We start from the raw sequence: 2124 nt of genomic DNA, 5'->3' as shown, positions 1-2124 counted from the left end.
ATCGCGGCGGTCGGCGCCGGTACCGCCTCCGCGGCCGACGGCCAGGCGGCCGGCGGCCTCGGGCTGCCCACCGGCGCGTTGACGAACCCCGCGGTGACCGGCGCGGTCACCGACACCGCCGCCAAGCTGCCCGCCGCCGACAAGGTCACCAGCACGCTGGGCACCCTCGCCCCGACCATCGGCAAGGCCGTCCCCACCGGCGACACCCCGCTGGCCGGCGTCACCCGGCAGCGCGCCGCCGTCCCGACCATCCCGGGCCTGGACAAGACCCCGATCGGCGGGCTGACCGGCGTCCTTCCGGGCCTCCCCGGCCTGACCGGCTGAGCCGGAACCGACGGCACGGCGACGGGCCGCCCGGCTCACGGCTCCTGGGGGAGCAGCAGCCAGAGGGCCAGGTAGAGCAGGAACTGGGGGCCGGGCAGCAGGCAGGAGAGCAGGAAGATCAGCCGGACGGTCCACGAGGTCAGGCCGAAGCGTCGGGCGATCCCGGCGCAGACGCCGGCGATGACGCGGTCGTTGCGGGGACGGGCGAGGCGCGCACTCATGATCAGCTCCGTGTGGTGGCGGCCCGGTCCGGCCGGTCCGGCGGGCTGCTTCCATACTCCGCCGTCGGCGGCTCCGGGTCCTCCGTCCGGCAGGTGATTCTCCGCCCCGAAGGGTCACCGGGTAGTCGTAGCCGGATCTCGGGGTCGTCCTCGGGGTGACCCTGAGGGGTGGGCCCCGGGGTGACGGCCTCCCGGCGGGGGCGGGGAGCGGGCTCGGTATGATTCCGCAGTCGCTGTTGGTCGGGGGGCGAAACATCGGCGCACTTTTCGCCATGAAGTGGCCTCTCGCGCAAGCGATTTCACGTTCTGTTGGGTTCTGTCCGAATTCTCTCGTGAGGTTGAGTTGCGCCCTCGGCACCGCAGATTCCTGGCGGCGACCGCCGCCGTCACCCTGGCCTCCGGCCTGGCCGTCGTCGAGGCCCCGGCCGTCTTCGCCGCCTCGGGGGCCGTCACGGCCGAGCGGGGCACCCAGGTCCAGCCCTCGCCGGTCACGGTCGCGCTCGGCGGCCTGCCCGGCACCGTCAAGGCGGGTGGCTCGCCGGTGGAGTTCACCGCGACGCTCAGGAACACCGCCGACCACCAGGTGGACGTGGTGTCCTCCGCCTTCGTCATCGGGGACACCGGGACCGGCACCAGGCAGAGCCAGTTCAAGCTGGAGTACCAGTCGCCCGGCGGCGCGCAGTGGCAGGACGCCAAGGTGAACGCCGCGACCGTCGGCGCCTTCTGGGAGATCGACCGGTCGGCCACGCTGCACCTGGCGGCGGGCGCCGAGGCGGTCTACCGGCTGCGGCTCACCGTCACCGCCGACGCCCCGGCCGGCCGGGTGACACCGGGCTTCGACGCCAATGTCGAGGACCCCACCCTGCCGAGGGAGCAGCGGAGCTCCCTCGCCCAGAGCGGCTGGCCGGGCCTGGTGATCACCCCGGCGGTCACGCCGACCACCCCGGCGCCCACGCCCGCGGCCACGGCCGACGTCAAGCTCGAAGGGGTGCCCGCCACCTTCACCGCGGGCGGTGAGGTGAAGCCGTTCAAGCTGGTCTTCACCAACAACAGCGGCAGGGACCTGCGGGTCATGCCCACGATCGTGTTCCAGGGAGAGACCGAACTTCCCTTCGAGACGGTCCGGTTCGAGTACCAGGGGCCGGACGGGGCATGGCTGCCGGGCGGACCCGGGGGCAACTCGGAGCACCCGACCTGGCTCTACATGGACCTGCGGCCGAGCGGCGTGGGTTCCGACGTGTTCGCCCTGCCGAACGGCGGGACTCACACGATCAACGCCCGGCTGGCCTTCACCAAGGACGCGGCGGCCCGTACCGAGTCCCTGGTGGCCCTCGCGGGCAGCCTGCCCGGCGCGGGCGAGAGCGGGGCGAGGTCGTCCAGCCAGAAGGCCGACTTCACGATCGTGGCCGCGGCGGGTCCCAGCGTCACCCCGACCCCGGATCCCACGTCCTCGGCCGCCCCGGCGCCGACCGCGGCTCAGCCGTCCAGCGCCCCGGTCGTCCCGGTCATTCCGGTCGCACAGGCCACCGGCGCGTCGCCGAGCCCGGCGGCGGTCGGCTCGCAGGTGGTCGCCGCCGCG

The 2124-nt window shown here is 74.1% G+C and carries 1 protein-coding gene and 2 pseudogenes; 2 read left to right on the top strand and 1 reads right to left on the bottom strand.

Going from position 1 to position 2124, the window contains the following annotated elements; translation table 11 throughout:
- Positions 1-324: pseudogene (locus tag KS423_RS44115) on the top strand (hypothetical protein); the annotation flags it as partial.
- Positions 325-359: 35 nt separating this feature from the next.
- Here KS423_RS44115 and KS423_RS44110 read toward each other — a convergent pair.
- Positions 360-545, bottom strand: a complete 186-nt coding sequence (locus KS423_RS44110; RefSeq protein ID WP_224285307.1) for a PspC domain-containing protein — start codon at positions 543-545, stop codon at positions 360-362.
- 343 nt (positions 546-888) lie between these two features.
- Here KS423_RS44110 and KS423_RS44105 point away from each other — a divergent pair.
- Positions 889-2124: pseudogene (locus tag KS423_RS44105) on the top strand (hypothetical protein); the annotation flags it as partial.

Source organism: Streptomyces sp. LS1784 (assembly GCF_020103755.1).
GTDB lineage: Bacteria > Actinomycetota > Actinomycetes > Streptomycetales > Streptomycetaceae > Kitasatospora.
Note: the sequence above shows the minus strand (reverse complement) of the source record. Positions and strands in the feature narration are given on the sequence as shown.

Bases quoted from the DNA above. Each gene is read 5' to 3' on its own strand.
- KS423_RS44110 (WP_224285307.1), bottom strand. From the start codon at position 545: ATGAGTGCGCGCCTCGCCCGTCCCCGCAACGACCGCGTCATCGCCGGC.